21 protein-coding genes are annotated in these 21,967 nt (G+C 43.9%); 2 read left to right on the top strand and 19 right to left on the bottom strand.

Annotation, left to right across the window (positions count from 1 at the left end):
• The 7 genes from MKX68_RS23770 to metH all read right to left on the bottom strand — a co-directional run bounded on the left by MKX68_RS23770 (position 1) and on the right by metH (position 7,963).
• Positions 1 to 318 carry a thioredoxin family protein gene (locus MKX68_RS23770; RefSeq protein WP_062834898.1) on the bottom strand — a complete coding sequence of 106 codons (318 nt, stop codon included), beginning with the start codon at positions 316 to 318 and terminating at the stop codon, positions 1 to 3.
• Positions 318 to 656 carry a cyclic-phosphate processing receiver domain-containing protein gene (locus MKX68_RS23765; protein ID WP_017688046.1) on the bottom strand — a complete coding sequence of 113 codons (339 nt, stop codon included), beginning with the start codon at positions 654 to 656 and terminating at the stop codon, positions 318 to 320. Before MKX68_RS23765 ends, MKX68_RS23770 begins: the two co-directional genes overlap by 1 nt.
• Before the next feature lie 19 nt (positions 657 to 675).
• Entirely contained in the window at positions 676 to 1,524 is an 849-nt protein-coding gene (locus MKX68_RS23760; RefSeq protein ID WP_339783253.1) for a deoxyribonuclease IV, read from the bottom strand.
• The gene (locus MKX68_RS23755) at positions 1,514 to 2,335 is read right to left on the bottom strand and encodes an Fpg/Nei family DNA glycosylase (protein WP_338587270.1); all 822 of its coding nucleotides are present in this window, start codon (positions 2,333 to 2,335) and stop codon (positions 1,514 to 1,516) included. The genes MKX68_RS23760 and MKX68_RS23755 overlap by 11 nt, the downstream gene beginning before the upstream one ends.
• Positions 2,336 to 2,341: 6 nt before the next feature.
• Positions 2,342 to 3,151, bottom strand: a complete 810-nt coding sequence (locus MKX68_RS23750) for a TIGR01457 family HAD-type hydrolase (RefSeq protein WP_340914259.1) — start codon at positions 3,149 to 3,151, stop codon at positions 2,342 to 2,344.
• Between the two features lie 355 nt (positions 3,152 to 3,506).
• The gene (gene rnz, locus MKX68_RS23745; protein ID WP_017688042.1) at positions 3,507 to 4,445 is read right to left on the bottom strand and encodes a ribonuclease Z; all 939 of its coding nucleotides are present in this window, start codon (positions 4,443 to 4,445) and stop codon (positions 3,507 to 3,509) included.
• Positions 4,446 to 4,522: 77 nt separating this feature from the next.
• Positions 4,523 to 7,963, bottom strand: a complete 3,441-nt coding sequence (gene metH / locus MKX68_RS23740; protein ID WP_340914258.1) for a methionine synthase — start codon at positions 7,961 to 7,963, stop codon at positions 4,523 to 4,525.
• Between the two features lie 179 nt (positions 7,964 to 8,142).
• On the opposite strand from metH, the gene MKX68_RS23735 reads away from it, so the two are divergent.
• Complete coding sequence (locus MKX68_RS23735) at positions 8,143 to 8,688, top strand: cupin domain-containing protein (protein ID WP_047843398.1); 546 nt, start codon at positions 8,143 to 8,145, stop codon at positions 8,686 to 8,688.
• 96 nt (positions 8,689 to 8,784) lie between these two features.
• Here MKX68_RS23735 and MKX68_RS23730 read toward each other — a convergent pair whose 3' ends face one another.
• The 8 genes from MKX68_RS23730 to MKX68_RS23695 form a co-directional block, all read right to left on the bottom strand.
• Complete coding sequence (locus tag MKX68_RS23730) at positions 8,785 to 9,459, bottom strand: GntR family transcriptional regulator (protein WP_091020712.1); 675 nt, start codon at positions 9,457 to 9,459, stop codon at positions 8,785 to 8,787.
• Between the two features lie 102 nt (positions 9,460 to 9,561).
• Positions 9,562 to 11,196, bottom strand: a complete 1,635-nt coding sequence (locus tag MKX68_RS23725) for an ABC transporter substrate-binding protein (RefSeq protein WP_340914257.1) — start codon at positions 11,194 to 11,196, stop codon at positions 9,562 to 9,564.
• 56 nt (positions 11,197 to 11,252) lie between these two features.
• Positions 11,253 to 12,125 carry a carbohydrate ABC transporter permease gene (locus MKX68_RS23720; protein WP_036613592.1) on the bottom strand — a complete coding sequence of 291 codons (873 nt, stop codon included), beginning with the start codon at positions 12,123 to 12,125 and terminating at the stop codon, positions 11,253 to 11,255.
• A gap of 12 nt (positions 12,126 to 12,137) precedes the next feature.
• Positions 12,138 to 13,067, bottom strand: a complete 930-nt coding sequence (locus tag MKX68_RS23715) for an ABC transporter permease (protein WP_371129062.1) — start codon at positions 13,065 to 13,067, stop codon at positions 12,138 to 12,140.
• 589 nt (positions 13,068 to 13,656) lie between these two features.
• Positions 13,657 to 14,448 (bottom strand): HAD family hydrolase, encoded by a 792-nt coding sequence (locus MKX68_RS23710; protein WP_133385202.1) that lies wholly within the window; start codon positions 14,446 to 14,448, stop codon positions 13,657 to 13,659.
• A 28-nt stretch (positions 14,449 to 14,476) separates the two neighbouring features.
• Positions 14,477 to 14,986 (bottom strand): hypothetical protein, encoded by a 510-nt coding sequence (locus MKX68_RS23705; protein ID WP_017688037.1) that lies wholly within the window; start codon positions 14,984 to 14,986, stop codon positions 14,477 to 14,479.
• A 125-nt stretch (positions 14,987 to 15,111) separates the two neighbouring features.
• Positions 15,112 to 15,321 (bottom strand): DUF896 domain-containing protein, encoded by a 210-nt coding sequence (locus MKX68_RS23700; RefSeq protein WP_017688036.1) that lies wholly within the window; start codon positions 15,319 to 15,321, stop codon positions 15,112 to 15,114.
• A 95-nt stretch (positions 15,322 to 15,416) separates the two neighbouring features.
• Positions 15,417 to 15,794 (bottom strand): LysM peptidoglycan-binding domain-containing protein, encoded by a 378-nt coding sequence (locus tag MKX68_RS23695; RefSeq protein WP_091020706.1) that lies wholly within the window; start codon positions 15,792 to 15,794, stop codon positions 15,417 to 15,419.
• A gap of 296 nt (positions 15,795 to 16,090) precedes the next feature.
• Between MKX68_RS23695 and lexA the strand changes: the two genes are divergently transcribed.
• On the top strand, positions 16,091 to 16,717 hold the full coding sequence (gene lexA / locus MKX68_RS23690) for a transcriptional repressor LexA (RefSeq protein ID WP_017688034.1): 627 nt from the start codon (positions 16,091 to 16,093) through the stop codon (positions 16,715 to 16,717).
• Positions 16,718 to 16,822: 105 nt separating this feature from the next.
• Here the strand turns inward: lexA and MKX68_RS23685 are convergent, their stop codons facing one another.
• The 4 genes from MKX68_RS23685 to MKX68_RS23670 all read right to left on the bottom strand — a co-directional run bounded on the left by MKX68_RS23685 (position 16,823) and on the right by MKX68_RS23670 (position 21,918).
• Entirely contained in the window at positions 16,823 to 18,124 is a 1,302-nt protein-coding gene (locus MKX68_RS23685) for an aldehyde dehydrogenase (RefSeq protein ID WP_340914256.1), read from the bottom strand.
• A 586-nt stretch (positions 18,125 to 18,710) separates the two neighbouring features.
• Positions 18,711 to 20,039, bottom strand: a complete 1,329-nt coding sequence (glnA, locus tag MKX68_RS23680) for a type I glutamate--ammonia ligase (RefSeq protein WP_091029299.1) — start codon at positions 20,037 to 20,039, stop codon at positions 18,711 to 18,713.
• A 129-nt stretch (positions 20,040 to 20,168) separates the two neighbouring features.
• Entirely contained in the window at positions 20,169 to 20,582 is a 414-nt protein-coding gene (locus tag MKX68_RS23675; RefSeq protein WP_056689944.1) for a MerR family transcriptional regulator, read from the bottom strand.
• 82 nt (positions 20,583 to 20,664) lie between these two features.
• On the bottom strand, positions 20,665 to 21,918 hold the full coding sequence (locus MKX68_RS23670; RefSeq protein WP_339309831.1) for a methionine gamma-lyase family protein: 1,254 nt from the start codon (positions 21,916 to 21,918) through the stop codon (positions 20,665 to 20,667).
• Positions 21,919 to 21,967: the final 49 nt, after the last annotated feature.

Here is a 21,967-nt window from a genome sequence, read left to right as displayed (position 1 = left end):
TCATTTCAGCACCGCCTTCCGGATCTCCGAGAGCAAATGCTCCACAGAGCTCATCCGATAAACCATTTTTGGAACATCTTGCTGGCCGTCAAACAGCATCACTGCTGGTACGCTTGAAATTTGAAATTGTTGTACAAGTTCAGGAATGTCATGGATGTTCATTTCGGATAAAATACCTTCTGGCAGCATGTGCTCTACTACTTCCAACATACGCCGTGCTGCCGCACATGTCCCACACAAAGGGGTATATATGAACACAGCCTGTGGCATGCCTTCCCATACGCCGCGCATTAACATTTTGGATGTAATTGGCTTCATTAACTTTCTTCTCCCGCAGCAACACGCAGCATGACCTCACCCGTCATAGGACCATTATGAATGGTTACCGAATCCGGTTTATTGCTATATAACATCTCGTACATCTGGCGTTTCCCAAACATACTGGACGTATGCAAATAAATCTCACGCGGAAATAAACCTTCTCGTACAATGGATGCCGCAACCTCTCCGCCATTAGGCGAATCCGGACCAAGCTCATAATCCAGAGACAAAATGTCCACGTCGCCTTCTCTTAGCAGCATAAGGCACTCTTCTGCATTCGTTGCCAGAACAAATCCTTTCGGACATGCCCGATAGTCATCCAAAAAAACATGCATACAATCGCTCCTCTCCCCATTATAGCCAGGAACGCATGAGCGCTATATCATCACGGTGCGTTCCATCTTCGCCCGTTTCTGTCTCGAGCACAACAACCGCTTTTTGGAACTCAGGCGCAGTTAACAATACTTTCATTGATTCATTTCCAATATATCCCTGTCCAATCCTCGCATGTCTATCCTTACACGAACCAGATGCATATTTGGAATCATTAAAATGTACAGCAGCAACATTATCCCAGTATCCGAGCATCCTGCCCTTATCAAGCATCGCCGCTTCGTTGCCTGACAACCACAAACCTGAAGCAAAAGCATGGCATGTGTCAAAACAAAAAGCAATATGCTCCGGATATCGGCTCAATTTGCGAATCTGTATCATTTCTTCCATTGTCGTGCCCATCGGGCCATGATCACCTGCCTGATTTTCAATCAGCACCTTCGAATGTCCATTCCAATTCTCCAAGGCGGTATCCAGACAATGAATGAGGTTCTGATAACCCTCCAGCGGATCGTTTGTTTTGATATGTCCAAAATGGACTACCGTCCCAACAGAACCGCAAGCATTCGAAATTTCAAGATCATTGCGAATAGAAGCTATTGTAGCATGAAACCCCGCCTCTCCACGGGTCACGCCCAACGCCGGATTCGTAGGATAGGGTGAATGTGCAATCGAAGCCAGTCCATGCTGTTCACACCAATCCCTGCACTGCTCAGCATCCTTAAGATCCAGACTTTTCAGGCTGAGACTGCGCGGGTTTTTCGGAAAATACTGAAACGCCGTTGCCCCCATCTCATACGCTCTCTTGGCTGCCTGAAGAAATCCACCTCTGGTGCTAACATGTGCCCCGATACCGGTTTTAGGCCTCATGCTGGCATTTCGGACAGAAGAACGCCTTCTTGCCCGTAATTTCCACTCGTTCAATTGTTCCCCCGCAGCGCGGACAAGTCTCGCCTTCCCGATCGTACACTCGACATTGCTCGTCAAAACTTCCTGTCTTCGTATCGCCTTGCATCAGTGGCATTTCCATATAACCACCCTCAGAAGCCGCTTCACGCAACACGGACTGCATCGAATGGAACAAGCGCTCCGTCAGCTCAGGTGAAGTCGCGATGTTCTGCGTTTTGGAGCTTGGTCTCAGACCAGCAGCAAAAGCAATCTCATCCGAATAACAGTTGCCAATCCCTGCAATGATATGCTGGTTCACCAACGTTGTCTTAAGCGTACCCCGACGACCTTTCAACAGGGAAGCAAAACGTTCCACGTTCATCCGTCGATCCAAAGGTTCAGGTCCAAGATCAGACATCGCCTCTTCCGTTTCTTTCGAAGTAAGCAGATGTAAATAACCCAAGCGCAATCCAATAAAGAATAAAATGTGATCCCCAAACTGGATTTCCACCTGTGTGGAACGATTAGGGCGCTCCTCTTCCGTGCCCCAGAAAATCATACCGCCCAACATGAGGTGCAGCACCAGACGTTTGCCATTAGCCAAGTGGAAAATCAGATGCTTCGCTCGGCGCTCAACAAATATGATGCGATTACCTGTAAGTTCATTGATAAACAGATCAGGCTCCGTATTTATCGTTTTATCGCGATTAATCACAACACCTGTAATCAGTAGATCAAGTATTTTCTCGGACAGCAAGGTCCGGTAATTTTCCATTTCCGGTAGTTCCGGCATCGTACATTACCCCTTTTTGGAAGCTTGGTCTGCCTCTTGCGACAGCCACTCCATCAATTTATGCAAATCTTCAAACACATGATCAGGTCGAGCCTTGGCTGCTTGAATGTGTCCATCCATATTAACTCGTGTTGTCACACCGGTAAGTACCAACAGCGTCTCACACCCTGCTGCCACTCCAGCTGCAATATCGGTTCGCATATTGTCCCCGATCACTGCCACTTCATGAGACGCAAGGTTTAGCCGGCTAATGGCTGATTTCATTATAACACTCGATGGCTTGCCAATAACGGTAGGATGAACTCCGGTCGCTGCTTCAATTGCTGCTCCAATAGTCCCAGCCCCAGGTGTCAGTCCATCATCGGAAGGAAGCTGCAGATCCGGGTTGGTCATGATGAATTTTGATCCCGCATTAATCCACCGGAGTGCCTTGGTCAGTTTATGATAGGAGAATTCACGATCAATCCCCTGTATCACGTAATCTGGTGCATCTTCAGTCAACTGTAGTCCTGCTTCTTCTATGGCTTGCAACAGTCCTGCTTCTCCAATACATGCCACTTTTGCACCTGGGGACTCTTCAGCGACGTATTCAGCAGCCGCCACAGCAGAAGTACATACTTGAGACGCGTCGGCAGGTATGCCCATCCCGTTCAGATGATCTGCCACACCTTGTGGTGTACGGGAAGAATTATTGGTTACGAATAAATACGGCTTTCCTAGCTCTTGCAGTGTTCGAATAAGCTGATCGGCTCCTTCGATACGATGTCTGCCATGATAGAGCGTACCATCCAAGTCAATCAGATAGGCCTTAATCACACACAGCACTTCCTTTCTTTATTCCATTAACGTTTCATGTCCTTAATCATTTACCTTGAACTTGACCGCGAACCTATGTATTCAGGCAAAAATAATGGCTTGCTGACATATGCACGCAACAAGTCGAACCGGATCGAACACCGACGGTTTAACTCGCGCGTCTTCTGTACAAGCTTGTCATTTCCTGCGCTTTCCCGGAAAATAATTTGAATCATTTCCCTGTTCATATTGCCCATCCTACACGCTTTCTGACCAGATTGCAAAAGGGACCGCGGGAGTTCCTCTCCCTCAGTCCCGTGCAATTACCCGGATCTTTATATGACGTGTTTAACCGTGCACTGGTTCGCAATCAAGGTTAAGATTCTTGCTTGCGATGCACGACAGGAATAAGCTGGTGTTCGTTTGCAAGTCTGGTATTCGGGAATACGGACTGCGCCTCTTCCAAAAGTGGCTGAAGTTGATCCTCATCCTTATAACGTGAACTAAAGTGAGTCATAATCAATTGCCCGACATTCGCTGCTCTAGCCGCTTCTGCCGCTTGTTTAGAAGTACTATGATAGTACTCATGCGCTGTATCAGCCAGATCATGCATGAAAGTTGCTTCATGCACAAGTACATCTGCATTGATGGAAAGAGGCTGTACATTGTCACATGGACGTGTATCACCCAATATGGTGATCACCATGCCCCGTTTTGGCGCTCCCAATACATCTTCTGGACGAAGCGAATCACCGTTATCCAGCGTAATGGTTTCTCCACGTTTCAGTCGGCCGAACAATGGGCCTGGTTTCAGACCATATTCCGCCAGTTTGGCTGGGTCCAGGCTTCCTGGACGATCTTTTTCCGTAATCCGGTATCCATAGCTGTCAATCCGATGCTCAAGCAAAGCAGCTTCCACGATAAAACTGTCATCCTCGAACAGGACGCCGCCCGTATGTTCCACGATATTCAAATCATAGTTCACCCGGGATTGGCTAAGCTCCATTGTTGTACTGATCATTCGTTCCGTACCTGGCGGACCATATACGGTTAATGGTGTGGTGCCACCTTGATAGGCTCTGCTCGAAAGCAGTCCCGGAAGTCCAAATACATGATCACCATGCAGGTGAGTAATGAATATTTTCTCCAATTTGCTTAGTTTAAGCGGAGAACTTAAAATCTGGTGCTGCGTTCCTTCCCCGCAGTCAAACAACCACAAAGCTCTGCGCTCATCCAACATGCGTAGCCCAATGGAAGTTACATTCCGTTGAAGTGTAGGTACACCAGCATTAGTTCCCAGGAAATATAGTTCCATTCTGGATCGCACCTCTTTCTGTTGCCAGCAAAAAACCTCCGACAATGCGGAGGGCTTTGCCTGACACTCTACTGAATTTATGCCTTCTCTACATTAAAATACTTGGCTTGCGGATGGCTGAATACCATCGCTGATACGGAAGCTTCAGGTTCCATCATGAAACCTTCCGTCAATTCCACACCGATATCCTCAGGCTGAAGCAACTTGAAAAGCGGCCCTTGGTCTTCCAGATCCGGACAAGCCGGATATCCAAAGGATACCCTGATCCCTTGATAACGTGCACCGTGACGTTGCTTCATGGTCATCTGCGCAGAATCCGGGAATCCCCATATATCTCTCATCATATGATGCACACGCTCAGCTAATCCCTCTGCTACTTCGAGCGCTACGGATTGCAGAGCATGCGAGCGAAGGTAATCCCCTTGATCTTTCCATGCCGTGGATAGTTCACGCACGCCGTGTCCGGCCGTAACAACCATAAAACCAACGTAATCCATTTGACCGGATTCAACAGGTTTCAGGAAGTCGGACAGGCACAGGAATGGCTCGACTTTTTGACGTGGGAACGTAAATGTATGCAAAATATTACTCGTGTCCTTTGGATCATAGATAATAATGCTGTTACCACTGGACTGTGCCGGGAAGAAACGATACATGGCATGTGCCTGAATAATCCCGTCACGAACAGCCTCTTGCATAATATCGTCCACGACTGCTTTCAGGTCTGTAGCCTTCTTGTCACCTGAAGCAAGCAGTTGTTCTACTGATCCGCGCAACCCCAGATGATGTCCAAGCAACATCTGCATGTTCACGTATGGCAGGATATGTGATAATGGGTAGTTACGCATCGTATGCCGCTCCAGATCAGGCGGGACAAGAACCGGATGATCTACAGCAATATCCGAACGCTCCACTCGTGTAAGCTCTGGAAGAGCCTGAACAGCTACAGCACCTGAAGCATCAGCTTCTTTCTCAGCTTCCATCTCCAGTTGCATCGCTTCACGTGAAACGGGATTCATCAATTTGTTCGCCAGATCCAGACCGTCCATCGCGTCTTTAGCGTATACAACCATTCCGTTATATTCAGGACGAATACGATTTTTGGTGAATTTACGTGTTAGCGCCGCTCCACCAACCATAATAGGTACATCAATACCTGCTGTTCGCAAATCCTGAGCGGTCAGAATCATCTGCTGCGCTGATTTTACCAATAGCCCCGAGAGGCCAATCGCATCGACTTTTTCTTCTCGGTACGCCTCAATGATACGTTCTGGTGGTACTTTTATACCCAAATTAATGATCCGGTAACCGTTATTGGACAGGATGATTTCAACCAGGTTTTTACCGATGTCATGCACATCGCCCTTGACCGTAGCCAGAATGATCTTGCCTTTAACCGAAGTCTCGTTCTTCTCCATGAATTGCTCCAGATATGCTACAGAAGCCTTCATAACCTCCGCACTCTGCAACACCTCAGCTACAATTAACTCATTGTTGTTAAAGAGACGACCTACTTCCTCCATACCCCGCATCAGTGGACCGTTAATCACTTGAAGTGCTGTGTATTTGGCAAGTGCCTGTTCGAGATCTGGCAGCAATCCTTCTTTACTTCCTTCTACTACATATGAAGCGAGACGCTCTTCTAATGAAAGGTTCGAGATTTTTTCCTTCTTCTCAACCTTTTTGTTACGGAACGCCGCTACGAACGCCGCCAGTGTGTCATCATTCGTGTTATATAAAAGCTCTTCCGAGAGCCTGCGCTCTTCTTCTGGAATGGACGCATAACGCTCCAGTTTCTCTGTGTTCACGATGGCATAGTCGAGACCTGCTTTGGTACATTCATACAAGAACACAGAGTTCAGCACTTCACGACCTGCTTCAGGCAGTCCGAATGAAATGTTACTGATACCGAGTATCGTATGACATTCAGGCATCGCTTCCTTAATAACTCTTATACCTTCAATGGTTTCTTTGGCTGAACCGATGTACTGTTCATCTCCGGTACCAACCGGGAACACCAACGTATCAAAAATCAGGTCTTCTGGTTTGAGTCCATATTTGTTCACTAGCAAATCGTAAGAGCGCTTGGCTACGTCAAGCTTGTCTTCCCGACTAATCGCCTGACCTCGTTCGTCAATCGTTCCGACAACAACCGCACCACCATATTTATGAAGCAACGGCGTAATCAGCTCAAATTTCTCTTCGCCATCCTCAAGGTTAATGGAGTTAATTATCGCTTTACCTTGTGAGTACTGAAGGGCCAGATCAATTACTGAAGCATCCGTCGTATCAATCATGAGAGGAACCTTAACTTTTTTCACAACCAGTTCAAGGAACTTCACCATGTCTTCAGACTCTTCACGGTCCGGATCTTGTACACACACGTCAACAATGTGCGCTCCATTTTTCACTTGGGCACGAGCAATTTCCGAAGCTTCTTCATATTTGCCTTCTACAATGAGTCGTTTGAATTTCCGTGATCCCAGCACGTTCGTACGCTCACCAACCATGTATGGACGATTGTCCTGTTCAATGTAGATTGGTTCTATACCAGACAATGCAGGTGGATGTGTTCCGTTCATTTCTCTTGGGGGGTACTGGGCAAGTTTATCGCGCATTGCCCGAATATGTGCAGGGGTTGTCCCGCAACATCCACCAGCAATATTCAACCAGCCCTGTTCGGCAAAAGCACCAATCTTCTGAGCAAGCGAGTCTGGTGACTCATGGTAATTACCGTTCTCATCCGGAAGACCCGCGTTCGGGTAACAACTAACGGCAACCGATGCCATTCCAGAAAGCGAGCGAATGTGATCACGCATGAACTCAGGACCCGTAGCACAGTTTAGTCCTACCGAAATTGGGTTAAGGTGTTCTAAGGATATATAAAAGGATTCGATGTTCTGACCCGCAAGGGTCGTACCCATCGGTTCTATCGTTCCTGATATCATCAGGGGCAGTGTAACGCCACTCTGTTCAAAGGCCTGCTGAATTCCAATGCTGCCTGCTTTTACATTGAGGGTATCCTGTGAGGTTTCGAGTAGTAGCGCATCAACGCCTCCCTCTATTAAAGCAAGCGCTTGCTCCAAATAACTGTCGATAAGTTCCTGGAACGTTACTCCCCCAGTTACAGACAGTGTTTTGGTTGTTGGTCCCATCGCACCTACCACATAACGTGGAGATTCAGGTGTGGAGAAACGATCAACCGCAGCTTTCGCAATTCTGGCTGCTTTCAGGTTGATCTCACGTGCCCGATCCTGAATATCGTATTCAGCAAGCACGACGGATGTGGCACCAAATGTATTGGTTTCAATTAAATCAGCGCCAGCCTCCAGATATTCTTCATGAATGCGCTGGATCAGCTCTGGACGAGTAAGCACTAACATTTCATTACATCCATCCAAATCTTCGCCGCCAAAATCTTCGCCAGTCAGATCAACTTGTTGAATCATGGTCCCCATTGCACCGTCGAGGATTAATATTCGTTGTTTTAATGCATCGTGTAGACTAATCTTATCCAATATCTTCACCCCCGCAAAACGTTAAATCTTAGTTTAACAGAAACTAACTTAATGTGAAAGATCGGGTTTGGTCCCGAAAGATGGCGGGTTTGCACGAATATGAACGGAATTTGAGAATCGACAAAAACAAAGCAATCCGATATAATTCAATTAAACCAAGTGGAAAAGAGGGAAAGAACATGGCTGAAATTGTTATCCGAAATACGAACGAACGCATCACTGGTGACGAAAATGTTCGAAATTTCTTGAACAAATACGAAGTATTATATGAGAAGTGGGACGCATCCAAACTGAACACTGATCTGCAAAATAACTTTGGATTAACTGATGAACAGAAAACTGAGGTTTTGGAAACTTACGATTATGAAATCAGAGATTTGGCTGCACGTCGTGGATACCAGATCTGGGATGTCATCACGCTGTCCGAACAAACACCAGATATCGAAGAAAAGCTGGCCAAGTTCGAAGAGATCCACACCCACGCTGAAGATGAGATTCGTGCAATTGTCGCTGGTAAAGGAATCTTTGTTATCAAAGCTACAGACGATGTAGGCTACTTTAATGTAGAATTGTCTCCAGGAGACGTTATCTCTGTACCTGAAAATACACCGCACTTCTTCACTTTAATGGAGAATAAACAAATTATTGCTGTACGTCTGTTCATCGAAAAAGATGGCTGGATTGCAGATCCATACCCTGATCCTACTTTTATCAAACAAGCCTAACACTCTCGTGTTACAACTTGCTTAACCAAAACCCCTGTTCAATTGAACAGGGGTTTTCGCATATGCATATGGAGAGTATTATACAGCATCGGTGCATTATATAAAATAATGCGGGTATTTCGCCTTTATCGATTCCTGTTCAATCACAACTAGTCTAAGATGAGCTTCCATCACCTGAACAGCTTGCTCAGTCTGACGCTCTGTGATAAGCCGATAAATCTCTTTGTGTTGGGAGATAATGACCTCCAGGTTGGAGTCCTCCGCTAGACGTAATAAACGCAACCGATTAAACGGAATATTCAGTTGTTGCAACATTTTCCATGTTCTCAGCTTACCCGTGCCCTGGAACAAAATCTGATGAAACTCTTCATCCAGTTCAAAAAGTCGATAGAAATTGTTTTTTCCTATACAGACTTCCTGCATTGCAATGTTGGTTTCAAGTCGAAATCTGAACTCTTCAGGAAAAGAAACACAAGCCAAAGTCACGATTTCCTTCTCCATCTTCTCCCGCATAAACCTGCCTTCTTCCACATGCTCCAGATTAATATGAGAGACGATCGTTCCACTCTGGGGAATAATGTCCAGCAGTTCTTCTTCAGCAAGCTTCATGAATGCTTCTCTAACGGGTGTTCTGCTCACCTGCAGTTCATCTGCAATCTCTTTCTCTGAAATCTTGGTACCCGGCTTAAGTTCCAGGTGAAGAATTCGTTCTTTTAACAGGTTATATGAATATGCCCGGGTCGAGCCTCTAATTTTTTGATTAAGTGACATGCATAGACCTCTTTCTATCAGCCGTATTCATTCATCTTAGCACAAATTACCGTTCCACTTATATATCGGTGTGAAACGGTAATCTGGCCAACATCAACTATATTATTGCTTGTTTTCTTTGTAGGCTTTGTACGTATCATTTGCCAGCTTCAGATAATTAGATAATCCTTGACTCTCCAGCTCTTTGGCAAATGTATCGAATTCGGACAAGTTCCGCTCACCCAAGATAAATTTAAGTGTATTTTGATCAGAGTAGTCTTTCAATGGTGTACTCAGAAGTGTCACCCGTTCACGGTCCTCAGAAGAGTATGGAATTGGTGGTTCTGCCGGGATCACTTCCTTGGTATCCTTCATGTCTTGTTGGAATTTCAACTCTTCTTCACTAAACATCGATTGCAGCAAATCTGTGGTACCCCCGTAGGCAAATACACCACCAGAGAAGCCATAGTCAATACGCAAGTCTTTCGTGCCTTTTGGATTCAAGCCATTGTAGTTCACATCTTCTACCAATTTACGTTTTCCGCCCTCTTTGGTAAATGTTTCGCCTTCAACGCCCCATTTGGCAAACTCTTGACCCTCATCACTGTAGTATAACCAATCCACAAATTGCATAATAGCTTTGAAGTTTTCGTTTTTTTGAATTTTCCCGGATATCATAACACCGTTTTCAAGTCTGGAGCCGGACATTAATTGCCCTTTTGGTCCACCAGGTACTGTAATCTTTGCAACTGAGTATTTATCTTCTCCCAGCGTTTTGTCCATATCATTTCGGTGCAGCACCACCGTTTGGGAATTACCATTAATCATGAATGATTTGCCGGATACAAATTTCTGTACAGCCTGATCATCATCCTGTGTAAAACTTTCTTTGTCCAGCAATCCTTCGGATACCAACTTGTTAAAGTACGTTAGCATCTCTTTATATTCTGGTGTTGTAGCCGTGTACACAAACTCATCCTGATCTTCCTTATACGTCAATCCGTTACCAAAACCCCATCCAGCCTTGGTACCAAAGCCGGTAGCAGCGATGTTCAACGTACTATTAAATTGGAAGCGGTCCGAAAACGGAATGGAATCCGGGTAGATCTCTTTCAGTTTTTTGGCTGCATCATACAATTCGTCCCATGTGGTCGGAATCGCGATGTTATTTTCTTCAAAAACATCCGTTCTTACGAGTAGTGTGTAATCTGGCCATACTTCTTCATGCAGACCCGGGAGTACATAGTACTTCCCATCTTCCTGTCGAAGTCCTTCAAGTTCATCTTCCAAACCCCATTTTTCCACTTTATCCTTGAAGTTTGGCATCAAATCGATATAATCGCTAATTGGCAAAATCGCACCGGAGGACACAAATGCAGACTCTTCACCAGGGTACGTTTTAGGAATAACCAGTGGTGCATCACCGGAGCTAATCAACAGAGATCTCTTCTGAGGGTAATCACTCATCGGTACAATCGTTGGCTCAAGCGTAACACCCGTCAGTTCGGTAATTTTATTAAAAAGTAACCAGTCTTTTTTATACGGATAACTAGGTTGATCACTATATAGTATGGAGAGATTAAATGGCTCAGTCGCCTTGAATGTATCCCCTACATTGTACGTCTCCATCGCTGCCTTGGTTTGAACTTCTGTGACGTCACCTCCAGCTCCGGTACCGCTGCTACATGCTGCCAGAACAACGGTCATCATTGTTGCCAACACCATTTTACCAACAAACTTACGTGGCTTTTGATTCATTTAGGTTATCCCCCTGAATTTGGTTTAGGTTGACTTTGCCATAGAACTTCTACGTATTACTGTTTAACAGACCCTAACATGATACCGGTTACAAAGTATCTTTGGACAAATGGATAGATGGTGAGTATCGGCAAGATGGTTAATACCATCGTTACTGACTTAATATTGGCAGCAATCTGTGTCAGGTTATCAGCTGAGGTTGCACCGGCAGACGCCCCGCTTGTCGCTCCTGCAATCATATTGCGCAAATAAATGGTGACCGGGAACAGTTCTTTTTTGTCCAAATACAGAAAGGCTGGGAACCAGGAATTCCAATGACCTACTGCGTAGAACAGCACCATGGTTGCCATAACTGCTTTACTAAGCGGCAATATAATGCGTAACAAAATCCCGTATGTGTTCAAACCGTCAATGGAGGCAGCTTCCTCCAGTTCTTCAGGCATATTTTCAAAAAATGACTTCATGATCAGCATGTTGTATATGCTAATTGCGCCAGGAACAACAAGTGCCCACATGGTGTTGTTGAACCCAAGGGAATTAATCAACACATAGTTTGGAATCAATCCACCACTGAAGAACATGGTGAATACGGCAAACATCGTCAGAAACTTGCGACCCATCAACCTCTTTTTGGATAGGGCATATGCGAAAATGGTCGTCATGAACATTGAGATTAACGTACCTACTACAGTGTAGATAATCGTATTTTTATAATTCGTCCAGAACATGCTGTCACGTGAGATGGTTTTGTATGTCTCCACATTGAATCCTCTTGGGAACAAACTAACCTTACCCGAATTAATATAGGACTCACTGCTGAAGGATTGTGCCACGACATTTAAAAATGGATAGAGCGTTATAAATACCACGAACAGTAGAAAGATAACATTGAATACTTTAAATACCTTGTAAGATCTGGATTCCTGCATGATGCTCCTCCTTTACCATAAGCTTCTTTGTGTCAGTCTGCGTGAGATGGCATTTACGGAGAACACCAGAATCAGACCGATCAGCGATTCGAACAAGCCAATTGCGGTAGCATAACTGAAGTTACTGGATTCCAGTCCGACCCGATACAGGTAAGTGGAGATCACATCAGATGTCTCGTAGATCAGCGGATTGTACAAGAGTAAGATTTTTTCAAATCCAACAGCCAGGAAATTACCCATGTTCAAAATCAATAACGTCACAATCGTGGGCAAGATCCCTGGTATCGTTACATGAATCGTTTGCTTCCATCGATTGGCACCATCAATACGCGCAGCTTCATACAAAGAATCATCAATGGTTGTCAGTGCAGCCAGATACAGAATCGCTCCCCAACCCATACCCTGCCATACCTCAGAAGTGATATAGATTGTTCTGAACCACTCAGCCCGCTGCATAAAAGGAATATTATCTCCGGTGAAGAAAGCCACCAGTCCATTAATGGAACCATTCACTGCTGTCAGCTGCAGGATCATACCCGCAACGATAACGATGGACAGAAAATGAGGCAGATAAGACGCGGTTTGTACAAACTTTTTGAATCGTTTACTCTTCACTTCGTTAAGCATCAAGGCAAAAATGATTGGAACCGGGAATGTAAAGAGCAACGCAAGTCCGCCTAACATCAGCGTATTACCAAATACTCTCCAGAAGGTAGGGTCCTCAATGAACATTTTGAAGTATCTTAATCCAACCCACGTTTCTCCAAATATACTTCCCCCTGGAACAAAACGTCTGAACGCAATCACATTACCGATCATCGGCCCATATTTAAAGATAAGTAGATAGATGATGGGAAGGATTAATAGTGAATACAACTGCCAGTCTTTGCGGAACAATGTTGCTGCCGTTCGTAATCTGCTCTCTTTACGTAAAGATGTCATGGTTAACGTTGTTTTAGCGGTTTCCGACTCCATGTGTTTTCACTCCGATCCAGGACTTGATAAGTAAGAGTAATTCATGTACAACTCCCATCGTTCTCCTCTTGTAGAAGACAACCAATCCTTCAACTTCACCCCCACTACGAAATAGACAATTGCCAAATGTAAGCGATATCAATTTGATGTATTATGTAGAATCACACAATCCAAGGGTGCTTCACATCATTAATTAGCACTTACTAAGTGGTGTGATCTCCAAATCAAAAGAAGCTTTTTCAAAATATTAAGCGCTTACAATCAATATAAAATAATTAGCAATAACTCCCTGCTTCCATTTTAATGAAGTAAGTCAAAAAGAAATTGCTTTAGGACAATCTAAATACTAGTCATACTAGTATGTTAGTTATATTCTAATCCAGCTTCCCCCTAATTTCAATAACTTTTAGTAAAAAAAATGGAGATCTCTTTTAACAAGGTAATTCAGTCAACAAGCTCAAATAAAAAAACATTGGTAACTTCAAGAACGACATCATCGTTCATTGAAGCTTCCAATGTTTCAGGGTGCTGAGGAAAGATGTTATAGCTGATCTGCTTAGAAATTAGCAATAAGCTGATTTAATTCCGATAAATGCGTTATTTCATGGTCTGGCGCATACGTTTCATTGTTGGTCTTATGCTCACGGTTAATCCATACGGATTGGATGCCAGATGATAAAGCACCACGAATATCAGTCGTTAACTTGTCTCCAACCATCATGCTCTCTTCGGGTTTAACACCCAGTTTATTCAAAGCATGTTCAAATATCGACGGATCTGGTTTTCCTTTTCCGAAGTTACCCGAGATAATAATCTCATCAAAGAAAGGAGTCAATTCAGGTACACCATCCAACTTCTCTTGTTGCAAAGCAGGACAACCGTTCGTTAACAACAACAGTTTGTACTTTCCTTGTAACTGGCGCAAGGTATCCATCGTTTCTTCGTATACATGTGGTCTGGATCTCCGTTCTACTCCAAACTGTGCGGCCAGTTGTTCAGCAAGATCTTCCCGATCTATACCCAACTTCAACAAGCCACGACGCCAGGATTCTTTACGGTAAACTGGAGCAAGCTGTTCCAACTGACGGAACTCAGGTTGATCCCCACCAGTAAAGTTAGCCCATAGGCCTTCAAACGGATTGATTCCAATCATTTTGGTAAAAGGAAAGGTTTCATATGATTCATACAGTCCACGTGCCTCATTACGAACAGCTTCTTCAAGTTCTTCTGGTTTGACCCCAGTCTCTTGCGCTGCGATTAGACAAGTCTCATGAAAAGCTTCTCGAACACTACGCTCATCCCATAATAAAGTATCATCTAGGTCGAACAAAATCGCTTTTAACGCCATTCCGATCATCTACCCCTTTATGCAATAATTACTTTTCGACGGTTTCCACGGTAATCTGGTGTGCTTTTGCAAACTTCAACAAACGTTCGGCAATCGCATCTGTATCGTAACGGTTCAATAACTTGGTAAACACCCATCTTTTCCCGCGACTGTTATGTTCGATAACAACTGTACCTGGTTCAATTCTGAATTTGACAATATCGTCAACCCCGATTGAACGTTCACGATTACCCTTCGTCGTGATAATCCGATTACTGCTAATCTTGATGTATGGACGGCGAAGCATGAAGATGACTGCCAAAAATACGTAAAGCAGCATGGTCACCCAGTCCCAAGTTGTCATTGGAGCTTGCACAAGGAATGTGCTCATAAACAGATACAAAAAGGCGAGACCAATCAAAAATATTGGGAACAACAAGCTGCGTCCCTTAAAGACTTCTTCACCTGGTGTACCTGTGATTGGTTGACCACTTTTTTTGCGTTGCTGATTTAACTGCTTGGAATTTTTCTTAACCGTTCTCTCGAACGAACGCGACATGAGAATCCCCCTTATGTGTCTTTGTATCGGCTTACATAATTGCAAACCAACATTTCCCCCTATAAATTGCACACTCAAAATAACAGGAAGAAACCTAAATATCATAATGATATCATTAGGTTTCGTTAGTGTTTGAGTTTGCCTTGGTGGCCTTTGTCATTCTCATCATCAACAATCTCAATGGTATCCAGTTGTTGTCTGAAATTGCTGCGAATATTACTCAAATAAATCTCTCTTAGCTCGGCACGTTCAGCAAGTTCTTCCTCCGACAATCCAGTGGACTTTTGCTTACGAGCCAATTCGTTAATGCGTGCTACCAGACTATCTATATCCAAGCTTGTCCCCTCCAAAAATACAAAGTCATATTAACTTTGCCATGATAAAGGCAGCTTGTCAAGCTGACACGCGTTAACACTCATTGATGTGCATTTTATTCTGCAAATTGCGGTAGAGCTAGTACTTGTCCCACTTGGATGGAAGTTGTATGAAGTTGATTCACTTTCTTAATTGCTTCTATATAAATACGTGTATCCATATTCGTCGGTTTATGTTCCAAAGAAATACTCCATAATGTTTCCCCTTGTGAAACGGCTATCTTTCCTCCAGGCAGAACATCATTCTCATTGCCAGCAAATACAGTTAAAACAGTGCTGCATCCAATAAATATAATCAAAGAAGTAATGGCTACCTTTAACATCCATGAAGAAATCTTGAAACGTGCTAAAACCTTCTTGTAGTTCCCTATGTTAGACTTCACCAGTTCCGAATTCATTGGTTCATAAATGCTTTGATAAGTAGAATATCTCATTAAATACCCGCCTCCAAACGTTTGTTCCTATCTGTTGAAATCAATATAACACGAACACTTGTTTTGTTCAATAGATTTTTAGAACAATTGTTCGCTTCTTTTTTGAAGGAGAAAATTCTTATTTCACTTCCTTTTGCAAAGCATTTGCAGTATTATGCTCTGACTATTGGACAATTTCTGTTCTATAAGTTAAAAAACACTGATTTAATGCCATTTTATTTAGAACTTATGTTTGTACGAACGGAGGTTCTATGTTATAATTTTCCCAAACGTTACTAAAATGGGGTTGATACGGTATGTCGAAGATATCCAGCAGGCAGCAGGCTATTCTGGAGTTTATACGAAATGAAGTCCGGTTGAAGGGGTATCCTCCTTCCGTACGGGAAATTGGTGAAGCTGTTGGACTTGCTTCCAGCTCAACAGTACATGGACATTTGGATCGTTTGGAGAAAAAAGGTTTGATCCGACGCGACCCTACCAAGCCAAGAGCCATTGAGCTTTTGAGCCAGGAAGAATCTGAGCATTCTCATCAATTTGCTCATAGCGTTGCACGTATTCCTGTCGTTGGTAAGGTTACAGCCGGGGTTCCAATCACTGCAACCGAGAACATTGAAGACTACTTCCCTCTTCCTACACATTATGTAGGCGAACAGAAAGTGTTTATGCTTTCAGTAGTGGGAGATAGTATGGTGGAAGCTGGAATCGTTAACGGAGATTACGTTATTGTCCGTCAACAGCAAACTGCTGATAACGGTGATATCGTCGTTGCAATGACTGAAGACGATGAAGCTACAGTGAAAACGTTCTATAAAGAGAAAGATCATATTCGCCTTCAACCGGAGAATGCGACCTTCGAACCTTTACGTTTGAAACACGTTAGTATTCTGGGTAAAGTCATTGGCCTTTTCCGAGATATTCATTAATATTTAACATGAGCAACAAAACTAGATGTAATGAAATACGAAAGAGGTTGTCCTGATGAACAGGACAACCTCTTTTTTTCATGTTTATGTTATTTTAGCGACTCATTATTCACTGCGTTTCAGAACACTCTTGTGATGTGAGAACACATCAAAGCTCTGTTGCCCGTGATATGAGCCCATACCGCTCTCCCCTACACCACCAAACGGGAGATAGTGTGAAGTCATATGAGAAAGTGTGTCATTAATACATCCCCCACCGAAGGATACTTGATTCAGAACCTGATCTTGCAGTTGCTCACCCTGTGTGAAGAGATATAACGCCAATGGTTTTGGCCGGCGAACAATCTCATCCAGCATAGGGTTCAAGTCACTGTACGTAAATACAGGAAGAATCGGACCGAAGATCTCTTCTTGCATTACAGCTGATTCCCAGTTCACATCTCCAAGTACAGTCGGCTCAATCAGCAACTGCTCACGTACAGATCGTCCACCTATAAGCGTTTTGCCATCTGTGAGGAATTTCGACAACCGATCAAAGTTACGAGCATTGACAATATGCGGGAAATCAGCGTTCTGTAACACATCGTTCCCAAATTTATCTTTGATCTCTGCGCCAATCAGATTGATCAATTCGTCATGAACTTGTTCATGTACAAGCAAATAATCCGGAGCAACGCAAGTTTGGCCTGCATTCAGGAACTTACCACGAACAATACGCTGGGCCACCAGCTTCAGATCTGCATCGCTATGGACAATAGCAGGACTTTTACCGCCCAACTCAAGAGTTACAGGAGTCAAGTGCTCCGCAGCTGCCTTCATAACAATGCGACCAACACCTGTGCTTCCTGTGAAGAAAATATAATCAAACTTCTCTTTCAACAATGCTGTGCTGGCCTCGACTTCCCCTTCCATAACTGCGATATACTCCTGAGGGAAGATCTCCTGAATCAGATCATACGTCAGACGAGATACGGCTGGTGTTAATTCAGAAGGCTTGATAACTGCACAGTTACCGGCTGCAATTGCTCCAATCAGTGGACCGAAGGCCAATTGGAAAGGATAGTTCCAAGGTGCAATAATAAGCGCCACTCCGTATGGTTCAGGGTAAATAGTGCTCACCCCATCCGGCATAGCCGAATTGGTTGGAACTTGTTTGGGTGCAGCCCATTCCTGCAGGTGTTCTAATGCAAAATCCAGTTCACCCAAAACAATGCGAATCTCGGAACCGTAAGCTTCCGCCTCAGATTTGTTCAGATCTGCCCGAAGTGCATCTTGAATCCGTTGCTGATACTTTTCAATTCCTTTTCTAAGCTGTTGAAGCGCATTAATCCGATACTCAATATTTTTAGTTTGTCCTGTATAAAAAAATGTACGTTGTTCTGTCACTAGTTGTTTTGCTTGATCCATATTAACATCTCCAATTAATTATTTAAAATTAAATTGTTTAAAATTCAATTAAAGTATACCTCTTCTATATGAAACTTTCAACATACAAATGAAACATTGATTTGTATGTATTTGAATGATGGTTTGAATTTTAAAAGAGTGAATGTTAGTATTCCTTTCTATTTCGTGGCTATCAGAATTTCTAAGGAAGTTTGATTTAAATCTTTTGTTTCAGACAGTTTAATGCACTGTAAGAAAGAATTTTATTTTCAGTTTCTTTTTCATAGGTTACTAGATAAATGATGAAAATGATCTTGCGTTATTACTAACATGAAGTGTTAAAGTTCATAGAGAGTTTAGTTACTATACAAAAAAACTCCTTTCAATGATGAGAAGAGAGTTTTACGATTATCTATCGGTAAACGAATGTATTTTGTTAGTTATATGTAAGCTTGGTTACAGACGGAAATATTATGTGGGATGATGAAGAATAATTCAGGGGACATTTGGGGGATTTTGTGGCCACTTTGGTTTTTCTTTAAATATATAGGGACTTGCCTACAAAAAGAAAAACCCCTCAGCGCTAGAGCGCCAAGGGATTGAGCTATTAGTACAAAGTAATATATTGATCGCGTTCCCATTGGTGGACTTGTGTTCTATACATATCCCACTCAATTTCTTTCAGCTCATAGAAGTGAGCCAAGGCGTGGTCGCCGAGAGCATCACAGATGACTTCGCTGCGGATCAATTCATTCAATGCTTCTTTCAGGTCAGCTGGCAAGCTTGGAATGCCTTCTTCCACGCGCTCTTCTTCTGACATGATGTAGATGTTACGGTCAATTGGAGCTGGTAAGGAAAGCTCACGTTTGATTCCGTCCAGACCTGCTTTCAACAAAACAGCCAAAGCCAGGTAAGGGTTAGCAGCCGGATCCGGGTTACGAACTTCAACACGTGTACTCAGGCCACGGGAAGCTGGAATACGGATCATTGGGCTACGGTTACTAGCAGACCATGCTACATAACAAGGTGCTTCATAACCTGGTACCAGACGTTTGTATGAGTTCACAGTTGGGTTAGTAATTGCCGCAAACGCACGTGCGTGCTTCAGAGTTCCAGCCATGAAGTGACGAGCAGTTTTGCTCAGACCCAACTCGTCCGACTCATCAACAAATGCGTTCTCATTGCCTTTGAACAAGGATTGGTTACAGTGCATACCGGATCCGTTCATACCAAACAGCGGTTTCGGCATGAATGTAGCATGTAAACCATGCTGACGTGCAATCGTTTTAACAACGAGTTTGAACGTTTGGATCTGGTCAGCTGCTTTCAGGGCATCAGCATATTTAAAGTCGATCTCATGCTGACCTGGAGCTACCTCATGGTGGGAAGCTTCGATCTCAAAGCCCATTTCTTCAAGTGTGATAACGATGTCACGACGACAGTTTTCACCAAGATCCGTAGGCGCAAGGTCGAAATAACCACCTTGGTCATTCAGTTCGTTAGTTGGGTTTCCTTTTTCGTCTGTTTTGAACAAGAAAAACTCGGGTTCAGGACCAACGTTAAAGGAAGTAAATCCCATATCTTGGGCTTCCTTCAGGTTACGTTTCAAGATGCCACGTGGATCTCCTGGGAACGGATTACCATCCGGAAGATATACGTCGCAAATCAGGCGTGCAACACGGTTCTCTGCAACCCATGGGAAAATAAGCCAAGAATCTAGATCTGGATAGAGGTACATGTCGGACTCTTCAATACGTACATAACCTTCAATGGAAGATCCATCAAACATCATTTTGTTATCCAGAGCCTTAGTCAACTGACTCACAGGAATCTCAACGTTTTTGATAGCTCCAAGCAAATCAGTAAATTGCAATCGAATGAATCGTACGTTTTCTTCTTTCGAAATGCGGAGAATGTCTTCTTTTGTATAACTCACTATAACCTCTCCCTTTCTTATCTGCGTATTTGGCTTGCCTGTTATATTTGTACATTAGAAAGTTCCACGGGTCAAGGAGTCTCACACCAAAAGTGCATGTTTTCCCCTCACTCGCCAAGTTATGCGAATTTACTTTTTATTAAAGAATCGGGAAAGCTCTCCCTGAATGAGAGATACTTGTCCAGGTCTCTTACCTGATACAAGCTGCTGCTTCAGCAAGCGGTGCAACTGCGTATCGGACAACTCTCTGCGTTTAACTTCAGTGTCAGGCGTGATAACTGTAGCTTCCTCGGATTCTTTCGAAACAGGATTCATCACTTGTTTGATCCCCGCGATGTTAACTCCTTTTTCAATCAAAGCCTTGATCTCTAGCAATCTCTCTACGTCATTAAAAGAGAATAAACGTTGATTACCTGACGTTCTCGCAGGAACGATCAAGCTGTGCTGCTCATAATAACGAATCTGACGTGCAGACAGATCCGTAAGTTTCATTACAATACCAATCGGGAATAAGGCCATATTTCTGCGAATTTCATCACCCATGTTCATCAACCTTCCAGTCATCTATTCTTCACCCTATTGTACATTTAGTTATTACCAAGTGTCAATGACGTGTTAGATAAACTCACAATAATTTACGATCTTTCATAGTCTGTAACGCCATCAAAACGCCATATTTGACATGAGAGTACGTTAATCCGCCTTGCATATACCCGATATACGGCTCCCGAATAGGCGCGTCGGCTGATAATTCCAGACTTCCACCCTGAATGAACGTACCTGCCGCCATAATGACAGGGTGCTCATAACCAGGCATATCCCAAGGTTCAGGAACCACATGACTATCCACAGCTGCTGCACGCTGAATCCCCTGCACGAAGGCGATCAGATGCTCAGCAGAGCTAAACTGAACAGCCTGGATCAGATCTGTGCGAGCTTCATTCCAGGCGGGTTTGGTTACAAATCCGGATTCAGCAAACATCGCAGCAGCAAACGTACTTCCTTTGATAGCTTGTCCTACAATTGTCGGTGCCATGTAAAGTCCTTGGTAGATGCCACGTGTTGTCCCCAGCATTGCTCCCACCTCTCCCCCAATTCCAGGGGCTGTTAGACGATAAGCTGCCAGCTGTACGTATTGTTCCTTCCCGCATATGTATCCACCGGTTTCCGCAATGCCTCCACCAGGATTCTTGATCAGTGATCCGGCCATCAGATCAACTCCGACTTCTGTCGGTTCACGTTCCTCCGTGAATTCACCGTAACAATTATCTACGAATACGATGACATCCTCCTTCAGCGCTTTAACACGCGTAACCATGTCAGCGATCTCAGCAACGCAGAAGGAGGAGCGCCAGTCATAACCACGTGAACGTTGAATCCCAATAACTTTTGTAGCCGGTGTAATGCTTTTTTCAACTGCTGCCCAGTCCACTCCACCTTCATCAGTTAAGGCCGTCTCACGGTAACCGATGCCAAAATCGCGTAATGAACCTGTACCATCACCGGGTTTGCCAATAACTTTATGCAATGTGTCATAAGGCTTACCCGTGATGTACAATAATTCGTCACCTGGACGCAATACTCCAAAGAGAGCTGTACTAATCGTATGAGTACCTGAAGCAAAATGAGGACGCACCAACGCGGCTTCCGCGCCGAAAACATCAGCATATACTTCATCAAGCACTTCACGCCCACGATCGTTATAGGCATAACCTGTTGAACCTGCAAAGTGAAAATCACTTACTTTTCGCTGTTGGAAAGCATTAATCACCTTCCATTGATTGTGATCTGTGATCCGATCAATCTGTTGCAGTTGTCCTTCAATCTGACGCTCCACTTGACGTTGAAGTTCAGATATTTCTGAATCAAAGCTTACCATCTTACTTCATTCCCCTTCATAGCACGAATCTGACGTTGAATATCCATTA

Source organism: Paenibacillus sp. FSL M8-0212 (assembly GCF_038004645.1).
Classification (GTDB): domain Bacteria; phylum Bacillota; class Bacilli; order Paenibacillales; family Paenibacillaceae; genus Paenibacillus.
Note: the sequence above shows the minus strand (reverse complement) of the source record. Positions and strands in the feature narration are given on the sequence as shown.

What these genes read in the sequence shown, in the direction of transcription:
- MKX68_RS23770 (WP_062834898.1), bottom strand. Translation starts at nt 318, where the DNA reads ATGAAGCCAATTACATCCAAAATGTTAATGCGCGGCGTATGGGAAGGC.
- MKX68_RS23765 (WP_017688046.1), bottom strand. Translation starts at nt 656, where the DNA reads ATGCATGTTTTTTTGGATGACTATCGGGCATGTCCGAAAGGATTTGTT.
- MKX68_RS23760 (WP_339783253.1), bottom strand. Translation starts at nt 1,524, where the DNA reads ATGAGGCCTAAAACCGGTATCGGGGCACATGTTAGCACCAGAGGTGGA.
- MKX68_RS23755 (WP_338587270.1), bottom strand. Translation starts at nt 2,335, where the DNA reads ATGCCGGAACTACCGGAAATGGAAAATTACCGGACCTTGCTGTCCGAG.
- rnz (WP_017688042.1), bottom strand. Translation starts at nt 4,445, where the DNA reads ATGGAACTATATTTCCTGGGAACTAATGCTGGTGTACCTACACTTCAA.
- MKX68_RS23735 (WP_047843398.1), top strand. Translation starts at nt 8,143, where the DNA reads ATGGCTGAAATTGTTATCCGAAATACGAACGAACGCATCACTGGTGAC.
- MKX68_RS23730 (WP_091020712.1), bottom strand. Translation starts at nt 9,459, where the DNA reads ATGTCACTTAATCAAAAAATTAGAGGCTCGACCCGGGCATATTCATAT.
- MKX68_RS23725 (WP_340914257.1), bottom strand. Translation starts at nt 11,196, where the DNA reads ATGAATCAAAAGCCACGTAAGTTTGTTGGTAAAATGGTGTTGGCAACA.
- MKX68_RS23720 (WP_036613592.1), bottom strand. Translation starts at nt 12,125, where the DNA reads ATGCAGGAATCCAGATCTTACAAGGTATTTAAAGTATTCAATGTTATC.
- MKX68_RS23715 (WP_371129062.1), bottom strand. Translation starts at nt 13,067, where the DNA reads ATGACATCTTTACGTAAAGAGAGCAGATTACGAACGGCAGCAACATTG.
- MKX68_RS23710 (WP_133385202.1), bottom strand. Translation starts at nt 14,448, where the DNA reads ATGGCGTTAAAAGCGATTTTGTTCGACCTAGATGATACTTTATTATGG.
- MKX68_RS23705 (WP_017688037.1), bottom strand. Translation starts at nt 14,986, where the DNA reads ATGTCGCGTTCGTTCGAGAGAACGGTTAAGAAAAATTCCAAGCAGTTA.
- MKX68_RS23695 (WP_091020706.1), bottom strand. Translation starts at nt 15,794, where the DNA reads ATGAGATATTCTACTTATCAAAGCATTTATGAACCAATGAATTCGGAA.
- lexA (WP_017688034.1), top strand. Translation starts at nt 16,091, where the DNA reads ATGTCGAAGATATCCAGCAGGCAGCAGGCTATTCTGGAGTTTATACGA.
- MKX68_RS23685 (WP_340914256.1), bottom strand. Translation starts at nt 18,124, where the DNA reads ATGGATCAAGCAAAACAACTAGTGACAGAACAACGTACATTTTTTTAT.
- MKX68_RS23675 (WP_056689944.1), bottom strand. Translation starts at nt 20,582, where the DNA reads ATGGGTGATGAAATTCGCAGAAATATGGCCTTATTCCCGATTGGTATT.
- MKX68_RS23670 (WP_339309831.1), bottom strand. Translation starts at nt 21,918, where the DNA reads ATGGTAAGCTTTGATTCAGAAATATCTGAACTTCAACGTCAAGTGGAG.